General features: G+C 65.0%; 17 protein-coding genes and 7 tRNA genes. 12 read left to right on the top strand and 12 right to left on the bottom strand.

Going from position 1 to position 21539, the window contains the following annotated elements; all coding sequences use genetic code 11:
- Nucleotides 1-2: 2 nt before the first annotated feature.
- Both VGQ44_00975 and VGQ44_00970 read left to right on the top strand, forming a co-directional pair.
- Nucleotides 3-1298 carry an aminotransferase class V-fold PLP-dependent enzyme gene (locus VGQ44_00975; GenBank protein ID HEV8445353.1) on the top strand — a complete coding sequence of 432 codons (1296 nt, stop codon included), beginning with the start codon at nucleotides 3-5 and terminating at the stop codon, nucleotides 1296-1298.
- A 61-nt stretch (nucleotides 1299-1359) separates the two neighbouring features.
- Nucleotides 1360-2856: a hypothetical protein gene (locus VGQ44_00970; protein HEV8445352.1), complete on the top strand. Its 1497-nt coding sequence runs from the start codon at nucleotides 1360-1362 to the stop codon at nucleotides 2854-2856.
- Between the two features lie 305 nt (nucleotides 2857-3161).
- Here VGQ44_00970 and VGQ44_00965 read toward each other — a convergent pair.
- The 9 genes from VGQ44_00965 to VGQ44_00925 form a co-directional block, all read right to left on the bottom strand.
- A tRNA-Thr gene (locus tag VGQ44_00965) sits at nucleotides 3162-3233 on the bottom strand.
- A gap of 33 nt (nucleotides 3234-3266) precedes the next feature.
- A tRNA-Leu gene (locus VGQ44_00960) sits at nucleotides 3267-3348 on the bottom strand.
- A gap of 87 nt (nucleotides 3349-3435) precedes the next feature.
- Nucleotides 3436-3510, bottom strand: a tRNA-Asp gene (locus VGQ44_00955).
- 135 nt (nucleotides 3511-3645) lie between these two features.
- A tRNA-Glu gene (locus VGQ44_00950) sits at nucleotides 3646-3717 on the bottom strand.
- 61 nt (nucleotides 3718-3778) lie between these two features.
- A tRNA-Glu gene (locus tag VGQ44_00945) sits at nucleotides 3779-3851 on the bottom strand.
- A 91-nt stretch (nucleotides 3852-3942) separates the two neighbouring features.
- Nucleotides 3943-4015: transfer RNA gene (locus VGQ44_00940), tRNA-Trp, on the bottom strand.
- A gap of 47 nt (nucleotides 4016-4062) precedes the next feature.
- Nucleotides 4063-4136: transfer RNA gene (locus VGQ44_00935), tRNA-His, on the bottom strand.
- 89 nt (nucleotides 4137-4225) lie between these two features.
- Nucleotides 4226-4789 carry an elongation factor P gene (gene efp / locus VGQ44_00930; protein HEV8445351.1) on the bottom strand — a complete coding sequence of 188 codons (564 nt, stop codon included), beginning with the start codon at nucleotides 4787-4789 and terminating at the stop codon, nucleotides 4226-4228.
- 71 nt (nucleotides 4790-4860) lie between these two features.
- A complete protein-coding gene (locus VGQ44_00925; protein HEV8445350.1) occupies nucleotides 4861-5439 on the bottom strand; it encodes an arylesterase in 579 nt (192 codons plus the stop codon).
- A 248-nt stretch (nucleotides 5440-5687) separates the two neighbouring features.
- Between VGQ44_00925 and VGQ44_00920 the strand changes: the two genes are divergently transcribed.
- From VGQ44_00920 to VGQ44_00910, 3 genes are all read left to right on the top strand, one after another.
- Nucleotides 5688-6371: an ABC transporter ATP-binding protein gene (locus VGQ44_00920; protein HEV8445349.1), complete on the top strand. Its 684-nt coding sequence runs from the start codon at nucleotides 5688-5690 to the stop codon at nucleotides 6369-6371.
- Nucleotides 6371-9007, top strand: a complete 2637-nt coding sequence (locus tag VGQ44_00915) for an FtsX-like permease family protein (protein HEV8445348.1) — start codon at nucleotides 6371-6373, stop codon at nucleotides 9005-9007. Before VGQ44_00920 ends, VGQ44_00915 begins: the two co-directional genes overlap by 1 nt.
- A gap of 304 nt (nucleotides 9008-9311) precedes the next feature.
- Nucleotides 9312-10064 carry a c-type cytochrome gene (locus tag VGQ44_00910; protein ID HEV8445347.1) on the top strand — a complete coding sequence of 251 codons (753 nt, stop codon included), beginning with the start codon at nucleotides 9312-9314 and terminating at the stop codon, nucleotides 10062-10064.
- 126 nt (nucleotides 10065-10190) lie between these two features.
- On the opposite strand, the gene VGQ44_00905 is transcribed toward VGQ44_00910, so the two are convergent.
- On the bottom strand, nucleotides 10191-10538 hold the full coding sequence (locus tag VGQ44_00905; GenBank protein ID HEV8445346.1) for a four helix bundle protein: 348 nt from the start codon (nucleotides 10536-10538) through the stop codon (nucleotides 10191-10193).
- A gap of 280 nt (nucleotides 10539-10818) precedes the next feature.
- On the opposite strand from VGQ44_00905, the gene VGQ44_00900 reads away from it, so the two are divergent.
- From VGQ44_00900 to VGQ44_00890, 3 genes are read left to right on the top strand one after another with little or no spacing between them, the layout of a single operon-like run.
- A complete protein-coding gene (locus VGQ44_00900) occupies nucleotides 10819-12735 on the top strand; it encodes a CocE/NonD family hydrolase (protein ID HEV8445345.1) in 1917 nt (638 codons plus the stop codon).
- Between the two features lie 32 nt (nucleotides 12736-12767).
- The gene (locus tag VGQ44_00895) at nucleotides 12768-13325 is read left to right on the top strand and encodes a hypothetical protein (GenBank protein HEV8445344.1); all 558 of its coding nucleotides are present in this window, start codon (nucleotides 12768-12770) and stop codon (nucleotides 13323-13325) included.
- Nucleotides 13326-13335: 10 nt separating this feature from the next.
- Nucleotides 13336-13998, top strand: a complete 663-nt coding sequence (locus VGQ44_00890; GenBank protein ID HEV8445343.1) for an ROK family protein — start codon at nucleotides 13336-13338, stop codon at nucleotides 13996-13998.
- Here VGQ44_00890 and VGQ44_00885 read toward each other — a convergent pair.
- Together VGQ44_00885 and VGQ44_00880 are read right to left on the bottom strand one after the other, a co-directional pair.
- On the bottom strand, nucleotides 13995-14132 hold the full coding sequence (locus VGQ44_00885; protein ID HEV8445342.1) for a hypothetical protein: 138 nt from the start codon (nucleotides 14130-14132) through the stop codon (nucleotides 13995-13997). The genes VGQ44_00890 and VGQ44_00885 overlap by 4 nt on opposite strands.
- A 179-nt stretch (nucleotides 14133-14311) precedes the next feature.
- Entirely contained in the window at nucleotides 14312-15487 is a 1176-nt protein-coding gene (locus VGQ44_00880) for a hypothetical protein (GenBank protein HEV8445341.1), read from the bottom strand.
- A 327-nt stretch (nucleotides 15488-15814) separates the two neighbouring features.
- Between VGQ44_00880 and VGQ44_00875 the strand changes: the two genes are divergently transcribed.
- Genes VGQ44_00875 through VGQ44_00860 form a run of 4 tightly spaced genes read left to right on the top strand, consistent with a single transcriptional unit; the run spans nucleotide 15815 to nucleotide 21519 of the window.
- Nucleotides 15815-16903 (top strand): alpha/beta fold hydrolase, encoded by a 1089-nt coding sequence (locus tag VGQ44_00875; protein HEV8445340.1) that lies wholly within the window; start codon nucleotides 15815-15817, stop codon nucleotides 16901-16903.
- A gap of 35 nt (nucleotides 16904-16938) precedes the next feature.
- Nucleotides 16939-17841: a hypothetical protein gene (locus VGQ44_00870; GenBank protein ID HEV8445339.1), complete on the top strand. Its 903-nt coding sequence runs from the start codon at nucleotides 16939-16941 to the stop codon at nucleotides 17839-17841.
- The gene (locus VGQ44_00865) at nucleotides 17841-19778 is read left to right on the top strand and encodes a hypothetical protein (protein HEV8445338.1); all 1938 of its coding nucleotides are present in this window, start codon (nucleotides 17841-17843) and stop codon (nucleotides 19776-19778) included. The genes VGQ44_00870 and VGQ44_00865 overlap by 1 nt, the downstream gene beginning before the upstream one ends.
- Nucleotides 19779-19806: 28 nt before the next feature.
- The gene (locus tag VGQ44_00860; GenBank protein ID HEV8445337.1) at nucleotides 19807-21519 is read left to right on the top strand and encodes a hypothetical protein; all 1713 of its coding nucleotides are present in this window, start codon (nucleotides 19807-19809) and stop codon (nucleotides 21517-21519) included.
- Nucleotides 21520-21539 lie beyond the last annotated feature (20 nt).

Here is a 21539-nt window from a genome sequence, read left to right as displayed (position 1 = left end):
CCATGCCTACATCCCGCCGCAGCTTCGTCTCTTCGATGATCGGCGCCGGCGTGTCGCTCCCCGTCATGCGCCAGTCCGCGTTCCGCCAGCTGTTCACCGCCGAGCCCATCGCCGCGGGACGGCCCGCCGCGAACGTGGCCGAGGACGAGACCTACTGGCGCGAGATCCAGCGCGCGTTCGATCTCGACCGCACGATGGTGAACTTGAACAACGGCGGGTGCAGCCCTGCCCCGACCCACGTGCTCGAGCAGATGATTCGAGACCTCAGGTTCTCAAATGAGCTGCCCGTCGATCACATGTGGCGGGTGCTCGAGCCGAGGATCGAGTCGGTCCGACGCGACCTGGCGGCGGATTTTGGCTGCGACCCCGAGGAGATGGCGATCACGCGCAACGCGTCCGAGGCGAACGAGATCATGATCTTCGGTCTCGACCTGCAGCGCGGCGACGAGGTGATCTTCACGACGCAGAACTATCCGCGTATGCAGACGTCGTGGCGCCAGCGCGAACGGCGCGACGGCATAGTTCTCAAGCGGGTGAAGATCGAAACGCCGGTCAAGAGCACGAAGTCGTACGTCGACCAGATTGCCGCCGCGATCACGCCGCGCACCAAGGTGATCGAGGTGATGCACATCAGCTTCATGACCGGCTATATCGCGCCGGTCAAGGAGATTATCGAGCTCGCCCGGCCGAAGGGAATCCAAGTCTTCGTGGACGGTGCGCATGCGTTCGCGCACTTCCCCTTCACGCGCGACGAGCTCGGCGCCGACTACTACGGCACGAGTCTCCACAAGTGGCTGCACGCTCCGATCGGCACCGGTTTTCTGTATGTGCGTCGCGACAAGATCAAATCGCTCTGGCCCCTCATGGCCGCGTCGGTCGAGCAGGACGCCGACATCCGCAAGTACGAGGAGATCGGGACCCATCCGGCGGCGAACCACAACGCGGTCGCGGTGGCGATCGCCTTCAACCGCGGGATCGGCATCGACCGCAAGATCGCGCGGCTGCGCTATCTCCGAGACCGGTGGGCGAAGCAACTCCTCGCGGCGAGCGGCCGCGTGAAGATGATCACCGAGATCGGCCCCACGAAGAGCGGCGCGATCGGCGTCTGCGGCATCGACGGCATGGACATGGGCAAGCTCGGCGGATGGCTGCTGTCGAAACACAACATCGTGACGACGCCGATGGTGAACGACGAGTTCTCCGGCATGCGGATCACGCCGAATGTCTACACGACGGTGGACGAGGTCGATCTGTTCGCGGATCGGGTGATCAAGGCGATCAGGCAGGGAGTGGCGTAGGCCGGTGGACCGGTGAACCGGTGAACCGGTGAACCCATAAGAAAGCGAGGCGGAGCCTAACGTGGATCGTCGTACGTTCCTCGAAGCGTCCGCGTTCGCCGCGGGCGGTGTTGCGTTCGGCAAGCTGCCCGAGCTTGCCGGCGCTGAAGCGCGCAACGCGCCCGTTTTCGCCGACCCGCGGATGATCGGTATTCAGGCCGGCGCGGTGTCGTTCGTCGACGAAGGGACCGGCGCGGTGCTCGACAACTTCCAGCGGCTCGCCGACGTCAACACGATCTTCCTGGCAACGTTCACATACGGCCGGGGCATCGGCGGGCGACAGCCACGGGGAAGCGCGCTGCCGGATCATGGGAAGCAGGAATACGACGACCACTTTCACGGCGGCAACTTCGCCACGCCACATCCGCAATTCTATCGTAAGACAAGCATCGCCCCGGAAAAGGCACCGGATCATGGCGGCTACGACGTGATCGCCGACGTGCTGCCGGATGCGAAAAAGCGCGGCATGCGGGTGATCTGCTGGTTCGAAGATGTCATCGGTGCCGGGGTGCCAGGATTCGACCAAGCGCGCGAGGTCACGCTCACCGGCCGCCCGTCGACATTCGCCTGCTCGCGTAATCCAAACACGCGCAATTTCTGGCTCGGCATGGTCGAGGACTATCTCCGCTCATACGACGTCGATGGCCTCATGTGGGGGAGCGAGCGGCAAGGTCCACTCGGCAACGCGATCGTCGCGAATCACGGCGGCGTCGGCGCCGGCGGCGGAGTCGCGTGCTTTTGCCAATACTGCACCGCCGAGGCGAAGAAGCGCGGCATCGACGTCGATCGCGCGCGCGAGGGATACCTCCAACTGGCGGCGTTCGTGACCGCGGGCCGCGACGGCCACCGACCTACCGACGGCGCGTTCGTCACGTTCTGGCGGCTGCTGACGCGCTACCCCGAGATCATGGCATGGGAGCGTCTCTGGAACGACGCGCTCGAGGACACGTACCGCGACATGTACCACCTCGCCAAGTCGATCGCGCCGAGCAAGGGAATGGGGTGGCACGTGTGGCACAACAATTCGTTCTCGCCTTTCTACCGCGCCGAGCAGGACTACGCGGCGTTCGCGAAGTACTCGGACTTTTTGAAGGTCGTGATCTACAACCTGTGCGGCGGCGAGCGGCTCGCGCAGTACGTGCGGAGCGTGCAGCGATCGATATTCGCCGACCTCACGCCGGAGCAGGTGCTGGAGCTCACGTACGAGGCGATGCAGTACCACGACGTGCCGCTCGACCAGTTGGCGATTTCGGGCTTATCGCCGGACTACGTGCTGCGCGAGACTCGCCGCGCCGTCAGCCAGGCCGGGAACGAAATGAAGATCTGGCCCGGCATCGACATCGACATCCCGACGGCGGCGACGAGCAAGAAGACCAGCCCCGACGACGTCTATCGCGCGGTCAAGGCGGCGTTCGAGGGCGGAGCGCATGGCGTGCTGCTCTCGCGGAAGTACTCGGAGATGAGACTCGCGAACCTCGGTGGCGCGGGGAAGGCGATCCGTGAGGTGCGGCCGTCCTGAGATTCCTGCGATCGCGACGCCCGAGTGGCATCGCTTCCGGGCAAGAAGAATTCAACGCAGATGCCAACACCCAAACCATTGGTGTCATCTGCGGCAATCGCTTTTCAAAATCTGCGGCATCTGCGTTGAAATTTTCGTCCACCGCGATCGAAGCCCGCAAGGCGCGACCCTGCAAAAAACAAAAGCGCCGCGAACCTCGCGGCGCCTTGAGACCCAGCGGTTCAATCCCGGCCGCTGTACTGACTTTCAGAGCCAGCGGTCGGGATTACTGTCGGTTCAATCCCGGCCGCCGTACTGACTTTCAGAGCCAGCGGTCGGGATTGAACCGACGACCGCTCGATTACGAATCGAGTGCTCTACCACTGAGCTACGCTGGCGACCCGTTCACCCCTTCTGACGACCGTGGTACATGCCCTGGCACGGACTCGAACCGTGACGCCTTGCGGCACCACCCCCTCAAGATGGCGTGTCTACCAATTTCACCACCAGGGCCTGCACTACTGCGACGTGCAACAAGCAACGATCAGCTATAAGAGAATCGGAATTGCAATTCCAAACTTCACTTTTAGCTGTCCAACACGGGAGCGACGGGGCTCGAACCCGCGACCTCTCGAGTGACAGTCGAGTGCTCTAACCAAACTGAGCTACGCCCCCTGAACTGCAGGTGGACGGGTGGACGGCGCGACAGGTGAACAGGAACCACCCGCCTCATTTGCGCCGCACACGCCCCACCGAACCCTTCACCGCCGTCCACCTGTCCAACCGTCCACCTGTCCACCCGCTGTTCGATAGCCCGTAGGGGAATCGAACCCCTCTCTGCACCGTGAAAGGGTGCCGTCCTAACCGATAGACGAACGGGCCAGGTCGACCACGACGTTTGCCGATCGAACCGACGCGAGCACCTGCAACACCTCACCAACAATAGCGGTAACGGGATTCGAACCCGTGTTTGGGCCTTGAGAGGGCCCCGTCCTAGTCCCCTAGACGATACCGCCGTATTTGGGACCTTTCGCCTTTCCCTGTCTACTGCCGCCTACAGTCTCCCCCGCACACTTCACGCATTTGATCCAGTGCCGTTCGTACTTACAGGCCGGGAGGGACTCGAACCCCCAACCGCTGGTTTTGGAGACCAGTGCTCTACCAATTGAGCTACCGACCTAAACCATCATTGCCGCAGCCGCCCCCTCACCTCGGCGGCCGCCGCAGGGTGACTGACGGGAATTGAACCCGCAACCCCCGGAGCCACAGTCCGGTGCTCTAACCGATTGAGCTACAGTCACCATCGGGTCCTGCCACGGCGGTACAACCGAACGCAAACCTTCAGTTTAATCCGCGCTCCGGGGCCGATCAATCTGCGAACGACGCCGAGCTACTTCGCCCGCTCCTGATACTCACCCGTGGCCGGATTCACCTTCACCCTGTCGCCCGTGCCGACGAACTCGGGCACGTTGATCGTGACGCCGTTCTCCAGCTTGGCCGGCTTCGTCGAGGCCGTCTTCGTCGCCGTCTTCATCACGGGCGCCGTGTCGACGACCTCGAGCACGAGCGAGTTCGGCAGCTTGATGCCAACCGGCCGTCCATCATAGTACTCGGCCTGGATCTTCATGTTCGGCTGCATCCACTGCGCGTTGTCGCCTAGCGTCTCTTCGTCCATCTCCAGCTGGTCGTAGTTCTCGACGTTCATGAAGTGATACGTGTCGCCGCCCTGATAGAGGAACTCCAGGTCGTGCGTCTCCATCGACGCCGGGTCGATCGAGTCCGCCGCGCGGAAGCGATGCTCGAAGCTCGAACCCGTGCGCAGGTTCTTGAGCTTCGCCTGCACCATCGCGCGAAGGTTGCCCGGGGTGTGGTGGCGGAATTCTATGACGCGGCACGGATCGCCGTCGAACACGAGGACCATGCCGCGCCGGATTTGCGTAGCCGGTATTGCCATATCAAATCACTCTTGGAAACTGTGGTCTAAACGCAGACAGCCGTTAAACTTATCGTCTTAGTCGACGACAGTCAACGACCGGGCGATGCGGCCGCCTGTTTCCCGGCGCGAGCCGCGAGAATCGGCTCCAGGCCGCGCCAAACATTGGCCGCCACGATCCGCTCCCCCGCGTTGTTTGGATGCACGCCGTCGCCCTGGTTGAGACCGCGGCGCCCCGCCACTCCGTCCAGCAAAAACGGGAGGAGGATCGCTCCCTTTTCCTTGGCTACCGCTGGAAACACGGCGTGAAACGCGGACGTGTATTTGGCACCCAGATTCGGAAGCGCCTCCATCTGGACGAGCACGATCGTCGACTCTGGCCGCTTGGATTTGATCCGGTCGAACGCCGTCTCGAGGTTTGTCTTCAGCGTCGACGCCGGAATCCCACGAAGTCCGTCGTTGGCGCCAGTCTCGATCACGAAGACGTCGAACGTCCCGCGCAGCAGCCAGTCGAGCCGGTCGATCAGGCCCGACGATGTCTCGCCACTCACCCCGGCGTTGACGACCTGAAACGGAAGCCCCGCCGAATCGATCTTGCGCTGAATGAGCATCGGATAGGCGCTGTCCGGCTCGAGTCCAAGGCCGGCGGTCAGGCTCGTTCCGGCGAACACGATCGTGGAGCGAGCAGTCGCCGTCTTCGGGTCGGATCGCGCGCTGGGCGTGCCGCGTAACTGCGCGGCCCTAGATTCCGTAGGGGCGGCTGAGTCGGATCGGACCACGACTGAGCCGGTTTGCGTTCGGCCGCTTCCGCACGCCACGAGAAAGGCAAGTACGGCGGGACCCGCCGTTCCCAAGGACAGCCGGCGAGCTCTGCACGAGAACTCTCTCCCCCGCACCCATCCGTCTGACCTCACGCGACATGCTCCTTGCCCGGGACCTCACCAAAGAATATCGCAGCGGCGACAACAAGTTGGCCGTGCTTCGCGACGTGTCGTTCAGCATCCCTCAAGGCTCCTTCGTCGCGATCGTCGGGCCCTCGGGAAGCGGCAAGACGACGTTGCTCGGCCTGCTCGCCGGACTTGATACACCGACGCGCGGGCAGGTGCTCCTCGACGACGCCGACCTGACCGCGCTCAGCGAAGACGGCCGCGCCAAGCTCCGCGGGAAAAAGGTCGGGTTCGTCTTTCAGAGCTTTCAGCTGATCTCCACGCTCACCGCGCTCGAGAACGTGCAGGTGCCGCTCGAGCTGCGCGGCGAATCCGGCGCGGCCGACCGCGCTCGCGAGCTCCTGCGCCGCGTCGGGCTCGGCGACCGACTCCATCATTTTCCGATGCAGCTCTCCGGCGGCGAGCAGCAGCGCGTCGCGATCGCGCGGGCGTTTTCGAACGCACCACGCATCCTGTTCGCCGACGAGCCGACCGGAAACCTCGACAGCGATACGGGCGGACGGATCGTCGAGCTCCTCGAGGCGCTCAACCGTGAGTCCAACGCGACCGTCGTCCTCGTAACGCACGACCACGCGCTCGCCTCGCGCGCGCAACGAATCATCCGTTTGAGCGACGGCCGCGTCATCTCGGATTCGGCCGCGGAGCGGGCCGCGTAATGTCCGCGACGCGGCAACTCCTTGCGCTCGCCTGGCGTGAGAGCCGAACGGCGCGCCGGCGCCTTCTGCTCTACATGTCGTCGATCTCGCTCGGCGTCGCCGCGCTCGTCGCGATCGACTCGTTCTCCGAGAACACCATTCGCTCGGTGCACGAGCAGTCGCGTGCGCTCATGGGCGGCGACGTCGCGGCGCGCCGCAATGCGCAGCGAGGCCCCGCGATCGACTCGCTCGTGGATTCGCTCGCGCGCGCCGGCATCTCGAACGTGACCTCGACAGGTTTCTCGTCGATGGCGCTCGTGCCGAGGAGCGGCGGGACGCGGCTCGTGCAGGTGCACGCGGTGAGCGCGGGCTATCCGTTCTACGGCAACATCGTCACCGATCCGGTCGCGGCGTGGAGTCAGATCCAAGGCGGCGCGAACGCGATCGTCGACCCGGCACTGCTCGTGTCGCTCGACGCGCAGCTCGGCGACACACTGAGCCTCGGTTCCGCCAAGTTCGTCATCACGGGATCGCTGCGAAGCGTGCCCGGCGACGTCGGCATCTCCGCGGCGATCGGGCCGCGAGTCTACATCCCCGAACGGTACGTGCCGGCGACGGGACTCGTCGTCTTCGGCAGCCGCGTCGAGTACGAAACGCTGTTCAAGCTTCCGGCGACGCTCCCGAGCGACGCCTTCGTGAAGACGTTCGGCAAGCGTCTCGCGGCCAGCAACGGCTCCGTGCAGAGCGCGGGGTACAACGAGTCGCGGCTGGCGAGCGCGATCGACCAATTGCACGACTACCTGGCGATCGTCGGCCTCATCGCGCTGTTGCTCGGCGGTATCGGCGTGGCGAGCGGCGTGCACGCGTTCGTCATGCGCAAAATCGATCCGGTGGCGATCCTGCGCTGCGTCGGCGCGACGAGCTGGCAGGTGCTGGCCATCTACTCGATGCAAGCCGCGGTGATGGGTCTCGTTGGGGCCGCGGCGGGCGTGGTGTTCGGACTCGGCATCCAATTCGCGATGCCGTACGTGCTGCACGACTTTCTTCCGGTGGACGTCGAGCTCCATCTGGCGCCGCGCCCGATCGTGCTCGGTCTCGGGATTGGCGTCTGGGTCGCCCTGCTCTTCTCGCTGCGGCCGCTCGTCGCGCTGCGACGTGTGTCGCCTCTTCAGGCGCTGCGTCGCGAGCCGGACGCCGATGCGCTGCGACGCGCGCGCTGGGATCCGCTGCGCATCGGGCTTTCCCTGGCGATCGCGGCGAGCGTCCTCGCGTTGGGGCTCAGCCGAGCGAATACGCCACGCCGCGGGATCGGCTTCACGTTGGCGATCGCCGGCGCCATCGGCATTCTCTGGCTCAGCGCCGCCGGATTGTCATGGGCGGCGCGACGATTGATCCGTCCGTCGTGGCCGTTCCCGCTGCGCCAGGGGATCGCGAGCTTGTATCGCCCCGGCAACCAGACGCGCGCCGTCGTGCTCGCGCTGGGCTTCGGCGTTTTCCTGATGGGCACGTTGTATCAAGTGCAGTACAACATTCTCCGCTCGCTCGATCTTCGCCTGGGCGAGGCGCGGGCCAACGTCGTGTTCTTCGACGTGCAGGAGAATCAGCAGCCGGGAATCGACTCGGTGATCCGCGCGGCGCGTGAGGAGCTGATCGACGAGACGCCGATCGTCGCGATGCGCGTCGCGTCGGTCAATGGAAAGTCGGCGACGGCGATCGCCGACGAAATCGAGAAGAATCGGCGGGCTCGCGATTCGGCGCGCGTCGCCGCCGGCCAACGAGGACCCGGGCGTGGCGCCCGCGGAGGCGAAGTGGTGCGCGATCGCCGCGGGCCGTGGGTCTTTCGCCGAGAGTTCAGATCGACGTTCCGCGACACGCTGACGGCGTCGGAGCGGCTCGTGTCGGGCAAGTGGTTCGGCGCGCCCGGAAACGACGTCGGCTCGCTCGGCGAGGTCTCGCTGGATTCGGGCGTCGCCGTGGAGATGGGCGTCAAGCTTCGTGACACGATCACCTGGAACGTGCAGGGGGTGCTCATTCCGACGATCGTGACGAGCTTGCGCTCGATCCAGTGGCAGACGTTCGCGCCCAACTTCTTCGCGGTGTTCGACCCCAAGTCGCTGTCCGCCGCGCCCAAGCAATACGCGATTCTCGTGCACGCGTCGTCGCCCACCGCGATTGCGCATCTCCAGCGCGACGTCGTCGCTCGTTATCCGAGCATCTCGAGTCTCGACCTCACGCTCGTGCAACGCACGGTGCAGAGCGTGCTGGGAAAGGTGACGATGGCCGTTCGCTTTCTCGCGCTCATCAGCCTCGGGCTTGCCGTTCCAGTCCTGTTCAGTGCCGTGGCAGCCACGCGCCGCGACCGGCTGCGCGAGGGCGTGCTGCTCAAGACGCTCGGCGCGACGCGCCGGCAGATCGCGCGCATCATGCTCGCCGAGTATGCGTTGCTTGGCACGCTCGGCGCACTCACGGGGGTCCTGTTGTCGACGCTCGCCGCATGGGGGCTGCTGCACGTGATCTTCAGGATGCCGTTCATGCCGGCGTTCGGGCCGGCGAGCATCGTGGCGGCGGCGATGATCGGGCTGGCGGTGTCGATCGGGTTGCTGACGGGGAGAGATGTGTTCGCCGAAACACCGATGGCGGCACTGCGGGAGACGTGATGGGTGAGGTTGGAGCTCGGCCAGTCTGAGTACGTATCGGAACGGAGCCACGTGGTTGGGGACGTCGGACGTCGGACGTCTGACGTCGGATATCAGACCAGCCCTCGCATGGCGACGGCTCGTTCTGTGACGCCGGGTCTGATTTCGGAAGTCAGATGTCAGAGGTCCGATTTCAAGTGATCAGCCGAAAGGCGGTTGGCGCGCAGGCCGTGAACGGCCGCGCGCTTTTTGTTGCGAACAACATTCTTACACCCCGATCCGCCTGCGCGTACTATCGTTGCGCACTCCGTACACGAGGCTGACGATGCGTGTCTCGGTATCAGTGATCTCGCTCCTCGCCCTCACGACCACGTATTCTCGCGCGCAGACACCCGCGAAGTTCCCCCCCGACTCGCTCGTCAACACCAAGGTCATTCCCAAATCGACGCCGGTGATTCAGGTCATCGGGACGATGCGGAACTTCACGTCGGACCTCGGCGTACGCTGTCCGTTTTGCCACGTCGGCGAGGAGGGCCAGCCGTTGGCCCAGTTCAACTTCGTGAGCGACGAAAAGCGCACGAAGCTCGTCGCGAGGCAGATGATGTTGCTCGTGCAGGAAGCGAACCGACGCGTCGACACGCTGCCCGGCCACCAGCCGGACGACCCGCCGGTCACGTGCGCGACGTGCCACCGCGGGGTGGGCAAGCCGATGCCGTTGTCCGCCGTCGTCATCGCCGCCGGGACCAGCGGTGGCGCCGATTCCGCCGTGAAAACGTACCGCGCGCTGCGGCAGCGTTACTACGGCAGCGGAGCCTACGACTTCGGCGAGTCCCAACTGAACATCGCGGCGTTTCGGCTGGGGCGAGCGAACAAGTTCGACGAGGCGATGGCGCTGCTAACGCTCAACGAGGAGTTCTACCCGAACTCGTCGGGGATGTACGTCTTTCGGGGAAACGTTCTGTTGATGAAGGCGGATACGGCGGGAGCGGCGGCGGCGTACAACGAGGCGATCAGGCGGGATTCGACGAACAATGAGGCGAGAGGACGGCTGAGAGATATCGGCAGACCGCCTTTTTGAAACACCGAAACGGCGCGCGGCCAGTGGCGTTTGGATCGCCTCGTGGGCCACGTGGTTTGGGATGTCGGACGCCTGATTTTCGGACGTCGGATGTCAGACCGGCTCTCGCCAGGGGCGAGGCTCGTTTCAACGTTTGCGCGCCAGACCGTAGCAGAGCCGAGATACCTCGTCGCCCTGGAGTAATAGGTCTTCGAACGTCACTCGCGTGAGCATGCCGAGGGCGTGCGCGCGAATGAGGTCGTTTTCGACTTCTTTCGACGACGAGTAGGCCATGTCGGCGTCGCGGGCCAACTCTCGGCGTGATTGTTTGGCGCAGCCCTCGGCGAGAGTGTCGGCGATCGAACTGACGGCGCGGAGTATCTGCGAGCGCAGACCAGGCGAAACCCATGTCCTGACGTTCTTGAATGCGGCGTGCACCGCCAAGCCGTATGCATGTGCTTTCTGCCATGCTTTGAGGCGTCGAAAGTCGCCCACAGTCGCTCCTGAAGAGCGACACGTTAGGGAAATTCCTCTCACCTGCATCACCACTTCATTCCGATCACGCCCGTTTTGCCGTCTGTCACGACGGGACTGACGTCAGATGTCCGAAATCGGACGTCGGATTTCGAGCGCACGGCCGTGCTCACCGCGGCGCGAGGGACCAGAATGGCCAGCCATCGGCCGGATTTCGTAATCGGAAAGGCCGGCCCACCCGCCGCCTTTCGCCTCACCGCCTCTCACGCGACCTTAACCCCGCCACTACCTCGAGCCTCCCGTGCGACCTGCTCGCCTCCTCTTCGCCCTTTCGCTCTTCGCGCCCCGGCTGAGCGCTCAGCTCCCCTCCGAAACGCCGTCGAAGTTCACTCCGTCGACTGCGACGTTCGACTACCAACGCCGCGACGTCATGATCCCGATGCGCGACGGCGCCAAGCTCCACACGGTCATCCTCGTCCCGAAGAACGCCCGCCGAGCGCCGATTCTGTTGACTCGAACGCCGTATGACGCCACGGCCACGACGTCGTACGCGCAGAGTGCGCACCTCGGCCCCGAGCTGAACGGCTACGACAACGCGCTCGACGTGATCGTTCCGGGCGGCTACATCCGCGTCGTGCAGGACGTGCGCGGGAAGTACGGGTCCGAGGGCGACTACGTCATGAATCGGCCCCTCGTCGGTCCGCTCAACCCGACGAAGGTCGACGAGGCCACCGACACGTACGACACGATCGACTGGCTCGTGAAGAACGTTCCCGAGACCAACGGCAACGTCGGCGAGCTCGGAATCTCGTACGACGGATTCGAGCCGCTCATGGGACTCGTCAATCCGCACCCGGCGCTCAAGGTCTCCGTGCCGATGAATCCGATGGTCGACGGCTGGATGGGCGACGACTGGTTCCACAACGGCGCGTTTCGCCAGCAGAACATGCCGTACATCCTCGAGCAGGAAGCGATGCGCGACAACTCGGCGAAGTGGTGGACCGACCACTACGACGACTACGACGTTTACCTGAAGTCCGGCTCGGCGGGCGAGCTCGGAAAGCTCCACGGGCTCGAGCAGGTCGGATTCTGGAACAAGATTCTCCAGCATCCGAGCTACGACTCGTGGTGGCAACTGCAGGCGATGGATAAGATCCTCGCCGCGCAGCCGCTCAAAATCCCGACGATGCTCGTGCACAGCCTCTGGGACCAAGAGGACATCTACGGCGCGATCGCGGTGTACAAGGCGATCAAACCGAAGGACACGAACAACAACATGGTGTTCCTCACCATGGGACCGTGGCATCACGGGCAGGAAATCGAGAACGGCAGCAGCCTCGGCGCGCTCGATTTCGACGCCAACACCTCGAAGGAATTCCAGAAGAACATTCTCGCGCCATTTCTCGCGCACTATCTCAAGGACGGGCATCCGCCGATGGACGTCGCGGCGGTGAACGCCTACGAGACCGGTACGAACAAGTGGGAGCGCTTGAGCGCGTGGCCAAGCGGATGCGCGGCCGGCTGCACGATCACCAAGACGCCGTTGTACCTGGGCGCGAATTTCTCGGCCGGCTTCGCCGCGCCGACGGCGGCCGGGTTCGATTCATACATCTCTGATCCGGCGAAGCCGGTGCCGTTCCGCGCACGGCCGATCAAGCCCACGGGCTACGACACATGCGCGACGTGGCCCTGCTGGCTGGTCGACGACCAGCGCGAAGCGTCGGGGCGAACCGACGTCTTGTCGTACGAGACCGCAGTCCTCGCGGAGCCCGTGAAGATCAGCGGTCAACCGATGGTGCGCCTCGTGTCGTCGACGACCGGCAGCGACGCGGATTGGGTGGTCAAGCTGATCGATGTGTATCCGGACGAGGTCGGTGGCGACGCAAAGCTGGGCGGCTATCAACTCGCGGTGGCGATGGACATCTTTCGAGGACGCTATCGCGAAGGGTTCGACGCCCCGAAACCGATCGCGTCGAACACGCCGCTCGAGTACGCGTTCGCGCTGCCGACGGCGAACCACGTGTTTCTGCCGGGGCACCGCATCATGGTGCAGATTCAGTCGAGCTGGTTTCCGCTCTACGACCGCAACCCGCAGACGTTCGTGCCGAACATCTTTTGGGCGAAAGCGAGCGACTACAAGAAGGCTGAACACCGAATCTTCCACGAACCCGGACACGTAAGCTTCATCGAGTTGCCGATCGTGTCGGGACCGCGATAGGATCTTCAAGCTCATTATTACAGGTTGTCGCCATGAACTCTCGCCGTGTCATCGGAGGCCTGATTCGAGTAGGCCTCGTCGTGCTCGCCATCTGGCTCGTCGTCGGCTGGGTCAGGCGGCGAATCTCGAGTCACAACACACACGTGCGGGTCGAAGCGCAGGCGCCGCCGGACAGCCTCGGCCCGGGTGACATGCGCCTGTACAACGCCGACAGCTCGGTCGACGTCGTTCTACAGGGCGACAAGATTTTCGCCGGTCTCTCGCCGAAAACGGTCGCCAAGATCAAGAATGGCCTCGACGAGTCGCGCTCCGGCGACACGAGCGGCGTCGGGGGAATGATCAGCCAGATCGTGAAGTCGTCGGTCGCCGGCGCGATCGGAACGCACGCGGTGTTCCCGCTCTCGGAGATTCGGGACATCCGCTACGACGCCGGAAAGATCCGCGTGAAGTGGACCGACGGCGGCGATCGCGAGCTGTTCAACGGGACGAGCATGAACCACCAGAAGGTGTCGGACTCGTTCAACGAAGCGGATGCCAAGCGATTCGTCGATGCGGTCCGCGCGCGAAAGGGGCTCCCTGCCGCTCCGTGATCGCTCGGCGATGAAGACTCTGGTGGTCGACGTCGGCGGCACGAACGTCAAGGTGCTCGCGTCCGGCCACCGCACGCCGATCAAGATCCCGTCCGGTCCCACGCTGACGCCGCGCGAGATGGTGCGCGCCGTTCGCCTTGCGACGAGCGATTGGAGGTACGATCGCGTCTCGATCGGCTATCCCGGACCGGTGCACGACGGCAAGCCGATCGAGGACCCTTGGAATCTCGGCCCCGGCTGGGTCTCATTCGATTTTCACCGCGCGTTCGGCAAACCCGTTCGCGTGGTGAACGACGCGGTCATGCAAGCCCTCGGCAGCTACGAGGGCCGAACAATGCTGTTTCTGGGACTCGGCACTGGACTCGGCACGGCGCTGATCCACGACGGCGTCGTGATTCCGCTCGAGGTCGGGCATCTGCCCTACCATCGCGGAAAGACGTACGAGGACTGGATTGGTGAAGCGGGCTTTCGACGACTGGGCAAGCACCGATGGCGGCGCCACGTCCTCGAGGTCGTCGAGCTGCTTTCAGCCGCCTTTCTCGCCGACTATGTGGTGCTGGGAGGCGGAAACGTCCGGCACATGAAGCGACTGCCGAAGGGCGTCAAGCGCGGCGCCAACGCCAACGCGTTCGCCGGCGGCTATCGGCTCTGGAAATCGAATCGGGGCAGCTAGCGGACGATCGCGCTCGAGCTGACGGAGGGGATCGTCGCGGCGCTCGACTCCGACACGCGCGCGGCGCAGGCGAGGAACAATCCAGTGGTGAACGCGAGAATGGCGCGCTGAATAAACCGACGGTCGAGGTTCATCGATTGGAGAGGGCGAAGCGTGACGGCGAAGGAAGGAACTACAAGCGCGAGCCGCGCCGGGTCGTGATGGGAGGGACGCCCGAGCCGCGACCGACAATGTAATCTCAGTATCGGCTCGCGGCGGGCGATATTGTCATCCCGCGTGACCGCCGACACATTCGAGCCGCTCGTCCACCCGTCTACTGGCTCGGCGCGATGCGGGCGGGTTCGACGACGAGAACGGGTGAGGCCACGGCCGAGAACTCCGACCCGTCGCCGCGTTGCCCGGACAGGCCCAGCCCCCAACAGTAGAGGTTGCCACGGGTCGTGACGCCACAGGTGTGGCTGCCGAATCCCGTGCTGATCTCCACGAATTTCCGCCGCCCGATGACCGACACGGGTTTCGTCGAACATGGAAGGATTTGTCCGCCGCATCGCTCGACGAGCACCGACGGCAGGACGCCGATTTCACCGAAGGAATCGTCGCCCCAGCAGTAGCCCGTCCCTTCGATGTCGATGCCGCAGGTCTGCACGATCCCGGCGCTGAGCTGCACAAACGCCTGATCGCTCAGTACCCGGGCCGGGACGATGCTTCCGTTCTGCGTGCCATTTCCCAACTCGCCGCGCGGATTCGCCTCCCAGCAATAGGCGAAACCCGAGACGTCCGCGCCGCAGGTCGTGAACGAACCGACGGTCAGCCACGCGAGGGCGGGCGCGCCAGGCACGAGCTGCGGCGTCAGTTGCGTCCGCGAGAGCTCGAGCGCCCCGCTACGCTCCGTCCAGACCGCGCCCCAGCAGTACACGACTCCGACCGTCGTGCGCGCGCAGGTGCGCGACTGGCCCGCGCTCGCCGACGCGACCGGCGCCGTGATCAGCGCGCGCGTCGTCCCCGACAGCAGACTTCCGTTCCCCAGTTGGCCGCGGTCGTTCGAGCCCCAGCAAACGAGCAGGCCGTCGGAGCGCACCGCACAGGTGTGGCTGAAGCCCGCTGTGATCTGCGTCCACGGCAGAGCGCTCTGCACCTTGGTGAGCGCCGGCCCACCCGGCCCGAAGTCGGAAACCTGGCCGTCAGAGTTTGAGCCCCAGCAGTACGCCTCGCGCGTGCGAGTGATCGCGCAGGTGTGGCGTTGACCGGCGCTGATGGACGCGAACTGGAGACCCGCTTGGACGAGTTGCGGCGTCGTCGCGCACGGGAAGCGCGCGTTGCCCGCGCCGCAGGTCGTGTCCGTGCGGCTGACCCCGAGCTGGCCGTACTGATTGCTCCCCCAGCAGTACGCACTGCCGTCGATCTTGAGCGCGCACGTGTGGTCGCCGCCGACCGTCACGGACGCCCAGTCGCTCGTGCCGTTGTCGTCGAGGATGGGAAAACGGCGCACCGATGTCGTAGGTTCACTGCACGCCGCGATCGCGAGGGCCGCGACGAAAGCGAACGCCGGCGGTCCCCACCATCCACGCCGTCTCAAGCCACGAACAAGCGACGACATGCATCTCAGCAAAGGATTCCGGGCAGCGTTGGTGTTCGGGATCATCGCGGCGACGATCGAGATGGGCTTGATCCTGTGGATGGCGCGGTGCTGACGGAGGCGGGGTGGAACGGCACGCGAACGGTCAAGGAAGGTTAGCCAACGATCCGGCTGTTTGGACTGTCGAATCGGCGGCTGTGTGGCTATCGTCGCACCACGAGAATCCATCCAGGTGAGGCCATGCCGTCCGTCATCCGCCGATTGATTGCGTTTGCCGCCCTCTCGAATCTGGCCGTGGTACCCGCCCATGCACAGCGGGGTGGGACTCCCGCGGGCCAGGACTACACGATTCACAACTTCAAGTTCGCGAGCGGCGAGTCGCTCGCCGACCTACGAATCCATTACATCGCGCTCGGCAAGCCGCGTCGCGACGCTTCGGGAATGGTACGAAACGCGGTCCTGATACTCCACGGCACGACCGGGTCGGGGAGCGGATTCATGAGCCAGACGTACGGCGGCGTGCTGTTCGGGCCCGGCCAACTGCTCGATACCAGCAACTACTTCGTGGTGTTGCCCGACGGCATCGGCCACGGCGGCTCGAGCAAACCAAGCGACGGGATGCACGCGAGGTTCCCGAAGTACACGTACGATGACATGGTCGACGCGCAACACCAGTTGCTGACGAAGGGCCTGGGCGTGAACCATCTCCGACTGGTGATGGGCACGTCGATGGGGTGCATGCACTCGTGGGTGTGGGGCGAACGCTATCCGGACTTCGCGGACGGGTTGGTGCCGCTGGCCTGCGTGCCCGCCCCGATCGCCGGAAGGAACCGAATGATGCGTAGGATGATCATGGACTTCATCACCAAGGATCCGGGCTACCACGGCGGCGACTACACGGCGCAGCCGCCCGGCCTTCGGCAGGCGATGGGCATGCTGTACATCATGTCGTCCGCGCCCAAGGTGCAGCACCGCCAGGCGCCGACGCGCGACAAGGCGGACTCGGTGATCCGCGCGTACCTCGACCAGAACGTGAAGACGCACGACGCAAATGATGTGGTTTACGCGTTCAACGCGTCGCGCGATTACGACCCGTCTCCACGTCTGGAAAAGATCTCTGCACGAGTGTTGGCGATCAATTCAGCGGACGACTACGTGAATCCCCCGGAGCTGGGGATCGTAGATACGCTCATTCACCGCGTGAAGAACGGGAAGTTCGTGTTGCTGCCGATCACCGACCAGACGCGCGGGCACGGAACGCATTCGCTGCCCGCCGTGTGGGGATCGTACCTCGCCGATTTTCTGAAGACGTTGCCGGGCGACAACTGAGACTCAATCACTCCTCGCAGCCCCCCCCCAACGACATGAATCTCCGCTGCGCAGTCCCTGGCCTCGCAGTCTTCCTGACGCCGTGGCTGGCGCTCGCCGCGCAGCCACGGCCGATCTTGCCGAGCGTTCTCGTGCTGCCGTCAGGTCCGCGCACGTTGGCACTCGGCGACGTTGGCATCACCAGTCGCGACGACGAGGTGATCTTCTTCAACCCGGCGCAGCTGGTCATCGCCAATGGGTTCAGTATGTCGGGAGAGCGATACGCCCCCGGCTCGAGCGGGGCCGCTCTCTCGGCAGTGACGAGATTCAATGGCGGAGGCATCGGGATTGGTGTCCGCACGCAGAGCAGCGACGGCGGCTTCATCTCGGCGCCCGTCACGCCGACGCCATTCGAGCAGACGGCCTTGTCCTCGTCGCTCGAAGCGACCGTGGGAATCGCGCAGGCATATAAGGGTGTTCGCTTCGGCATCGCCGGGAAATACGCCGAGCAGGATCTGGGAATCTCGCGGCTGCAGCGCGGCCTCGTCGACGTCGGAGCTTCGAAGGTGGTCTTTGGGGCCTACACCGTGGGCGTGGCGGTGCAGAATCTCGGGCAGGACGCCGATTTGCCCGGCCCGCTCGAGGCCGAGCTTCCCCGCCAGGCGACACTTGGCGTTTCTCGCGGCGGGCCTGTCGGTGAGTTCGATCTGTTTGGAACCGCCGCGGTGTCCTGGGTGCGCAGCAACACCTTGGTTCCCGCCGGCGGTCTCGAGGTCAACTACAGTTGGCTGAGCGGCTACAACATCGCGCTGCGGGCCGGCGCGCGTCGTCCGCTGATCGGCGAAGAGGCCCTCACCGCCGGCGCCGGCCTCACGATGGACCGCCTGTCGATCGACTACGCGCTCGAGACCTTTACCGGCGGCCGGATTGGCAATCGTCTTGGATTGAGGATTCGCTGATGCTCACCATTCGCGCGCGCACCGCCGGCATCGCTCTCGGTCTCCTCGTCACCGGCTGCACGCAGGCGCTCCAACTCTCGAAGGACGATTCGCCGACCGTCCTCTCGCATCAGCTCATCGGCGCGCCGAACCCGGGCGAAAAGGGGGCGTTCGCGGTGAAGACGCTCTACTACGGCAGCGGCACCGACAAGCGCCGAGCCGAATACCGCGATTCCGTGACGATCAAGACGAAAACCGTCGACGTGTCGCCCTTCGTGTCGACGGAGCCCGACAATGCGAAAGCCCGCGAAAAAGACTGGGGCTTCGGGTTCAGCAAGGTGCCGATCAACGCGCGCGTGTGGTATCCGGAGGGCAACGGCCCCTTCCCGCTCGTGCTGATCGTCCACGGCAACCACGACATGCTCGACTACTCCGACCCGGGCTACGGCTACCTGGGCGAGCTGCTCGCGTCGCGCGGTTTCATCCTCGCGAGCGTCGATGAGAATTTCATTAATGGGAACCTTCGCGGCGAGAGCGATGGGCGCGCGTGGCTCCTCCTCAAGCACCTCGAGGACTGGAAGCGTTGGAACGACAGCTCGGCCGGCCCGTTCTCGCACAAGGTCGACATGCACAACATCGGGATCATGGGCCACTCGCGCGGCGGCGAGGCGGTCGGGATCGCCGCGGCGTTCAATAGACTGAGTCATTACCCGGATGACGCCAACGTCAAGTTCAACTTCAACTTCGACATCAAGTCGGTGTTTGCGATCGCGCCCGTGGACGGGCAATACAAGCCGGCCGGCGTGTACACGCCGATCAAGAACGTGAACTACATGGTGATCCACGGCTCGCACGACGGCGACGTGTCGTCGTTCAACGGTCTGCGGGCCTTTCAGCGGATTCAGTTCACCGACGGCAAGCCCTGGTTCAAGGCGGCGTGGTACGTCTACCGAGCGAACCACGGGCAGTGGAACACCGTCTGGGGCAACAAGGACAACGGGCCGCGCAGCGGACGGTTCCTGGATTTGCGCGGGCTCATCACGCCCGAAGAGCAGAGGCAGTTCAGCAAGGTCGTGATCGGCGGATTCCTCGAGGCCACGCTGCACGGCAAGTCCGAGTACTTGCCGATGTTCCGCGACCACCGTCTCATCGGCGCCTGGCTCCCGAAGACCATGTACATCACCCGCTTCGAAGAGTCAGGGTTCAAGTCGCTGGCAACTTTTGATGAAGACGTCGACGTGACGACCGGATCCGTGCCGGGGGTTTCCCTTTCGGGCGACAGTCTTGCAACATGGAAGGAGGCCCCGATCAATCTGCGCAGTGGGCAGAACGATCCGATCAACACCAACGCGGTGACGCTCGGTTGGAACAACCACATCCGCGGCGACGACACCACAAAGCTCGGCAAGCCGGCGTCGTACACGATCACGCTGAGCGACTCGCTCGTCGGCAGTCTGCACCTCGGGCGCGAGGCGGCAGTGTATCTCTCGCTCGCGCCGACGGACGCCAAACCGGGTCCCCGCGCACCGGCGCGCGACACGACCAAAAAGGCCGACAGTACCAAGAAAGACGAGAAGAAGCCGCCGCCGAAGAAGCCCGAGCCGAAAGCGGGAAAGGATTCGACGCCGGTCGATCTCACCGTCGAAATGACCGACGCGTCCGGACACGTCGCGCGGCTGCTGCTCAGCCATTTCGGCGTGCCGCGGAGACCGCTGGAGATCCACATCCTGCGGCGGCACGACCAAGAGCAGCAGCGCTTTCCAACACAGTACGAGATGGTGCTGCAAACGTACGTGCTCCCGCTCGCCGAATTCGCGCAGGCGTCGCCGCAGTTCGATCCGGCTCGGCTACGCTCGGTGCGACTCGTGTTCGACCGACTCGTCGCGGGTACGGTGGTCGTGGACGACATCGGCGTCTCGGCGACCGCGGGACCGTTCCTGGCGCTCGGAGAGCCGTAGCCAAGCAACAGCGCGGAGCGGACCGGCGATGCTGACTCACGCGTTGCTCGCCGGCTCGCTCTTCGCGCACGCCGGGGCCTATCAGGGGCCGGTGGAGTTGGCGTCCGTATCGCGCGCCGACTCCGTGCATCTTCGGCGCTCGGCGGAGTCGGCGCAGCGCTCGTTCGAGTCATTCCGGCGAAGCCGTTTCCCCGTTCGCGGCGGCGACGGCGGCGGGCCGTGCGACGTGCGTGTCGGCCGCTACTGCTATTGGCGCGGAGATGACGCGGACGAAGCGCCTCCGCCCGAGGATCCGCCCGAGATCAAGTCGCGTCGCGATGCGCTCATCACGCAGCTCGACAGCGCTTCCGGCCGACTCTCCGGCGACTCGTGGATCGCCGGCCAGTTGGTTCGCTATTTCGTCGACGCGCACCGCACCGATGACGCAATCCGATTCGCCACCACCAGATGCAGCGCCGGGCGGGCGTGGTGCGCCGCGCTCGCCGGGTTCGCCGCACACGCCGACAAGCGATACGTCGTCGCGGACTCGGCCTTCGGAGTCGCGCTCGCGGCCATGGAGCTGCCCGAGCGATGCCGTTGGCTCGACATCACCGATCTGCTCGACGGGCCGCTCGCCGACCGGTTCGACCACATGCCGTGCGAAGCGCGTGATTCGCTCGCACGGCAAATCCTGACGCTCGGCGCACCCCTCTATTCGGTGAGCACGACCGATCTGCTCACCGAGCATCTCACGCGTTACGCGCGGGCGAAGATCGCCGAGCATTCGGCGACGGCTGACGGCGAGGCCTGGGGCGACGATGTAAAGCACCTCGTCATGCGGTACGGCTGGCCGCAATGGTACTCGCGCGGGTTCCCGAGCATGATGCTCGAGACTCGCATGTCGATCACCGGGCACGACGCCGGAATGCCGTATGACTTCATCCCGAGTGAACACGCGGTCGACCACGAAGCTGAAATCACGAGCGAAGATTGGACGCTCGACAACCGCCTCGCGCGCACCGGCTACGCGCCGGCGTACGCCCGCTCGATGCACGACTTGCCGAGCCAGATCGCTCGCTTCCGGCGGGGTGATTCCACACTCATCGTCGCCGCCTGGGATGCGCGCCGCGATACGACGTTGATCGGCCGGCCGCTGCTCGCGTCGCTGGTCGTTGCCGGCGACGGCTCGCCGATGGCCGTGACGAAACAGGACTCGGCGGCCGCGACGGGACGCCTCGTGTGCGTCGCCCGGGCCGACTCCGGCGTCGTGAGTCTCGAGCTCCTCGCCGATCACGACCGCCGCGCCGCCCGACGTCGTGAGGGCTTCACGGCACTGGACGGTCGCGCCGTCGCGCTGTCCGACTTGCTGCTGTACAAGGCCGACGCGTCGGCCAATGCCGACTTCGTGACGGCGCGCGACAACGCGCTGGCGAGCACGGAGATTCCGTTGGCGCGCGCGGTCGGCGTGTACTGGGAAGCGTACGGGCTTCGCGAACGGGGCGAACCGGTGCATTACACGGTGAGTGTGCAGCAAGTGGGTGTGAGCTGGCTGCGCCGTGCGATCGAACACGCGCACCTCGCCGATCCGACCACCGGCCTTCGCCTGCAGTGGGACGAGGTTCCCGAGCAGCACGACGGCGTTGCGGCGCGCGGCGTCCGCGTCGACCTCTCGCGCTTGCGGTCCGGCACGTATGAGCTTGCCGTCACCGCTCAGACAGACCGCGGGATCACGACAACCAAGCGCGAGATCGTCGTCCGCTAGCGCGGCAGGTCGGCCGGCCG

The sequence above is a fragment of the Gemmatimonadaceae bacterium genome (assembly GCA_036003045.1).
Lineage (GTDB): Bacteria > Gemmatimonadota > Gemmatimonadetes > Gemmatimonadales > Gemmatimonadaceae > JAQBQB01.
Note: the sequence above shows the minus strand (reverse complement) of the source record. Positions and strands in the feature narration are given on the sequence as shown.